This window comes from Pseudomonas sp. YuFO8 (genome assembly GCF_035065025.1).
GTDB classification, from domain to species: Bacteria; Pseudomonadota; Gammaproteobacteria; order Pseudomonadales; family Pseudomonadaceae; genus Aquipseudomonas; species Aquipseudomonas putida_AE.
Map to the genome: position 1 here is coordinate 1 of NZ_JAXDEQ010000214.1, position 382 is coordinate 382.

A 382-nucleotide genomic window follows, 5' to 3' on the forward strand; every position below is an offset into this window, starting at 1 on the left:
GAAGCTGGGCTGACATTCTCCGCGCTGTGGCCGATCACCAAGTATTTCCCGTCGCCCGGCGGCAGTACCGAATTTGTCCACTTGTACCTGGGCCGTTGCGACAGCTCGGGCGCCGGTGGCGTCCATGGATTGGAAGAGGAAGCTGAAGATATCCGCGTCACTGTCTGGGCTTTCGAAGATGCCCTGCAAGCGGTGCGTGACGGCAAAATTTCCAACGCAGCCAGCATTATCGCCCTGCAATGGCTTGCGCTTAATCGCGCGGAAGTGAGGGGGTTATGGCAGTAAAGGCACGGGAACGTTATCGAGTCGACCTGATCGGGTTGCAAGCGGCCTGCGAGGCCAACTATGCGCGGCTGATGCGCCTGCTCCCCGACATGCGCCA

2 pseudogenes are annotated in these 382 nt (G+C 60.2%); both read left to right on the forward strand.

Going from position 1 to position 382, the window contains the following annotated elements:
* Positions 1-285, forward strand: a pseudogene (nudF, locus tag SOP95_RS32050) (ADP-ribose diphosphatase); the annotation flags it as partial.
* Positions 276-382 (forward strand): annotated as a pseudogene (locus tag SOP95_RS32055) (DUF1249 domain-containing protein); the annotation flags it as partial. The pseudogenes nudF and SOP95_RS32055, both read left to right, overlap by 10 nt.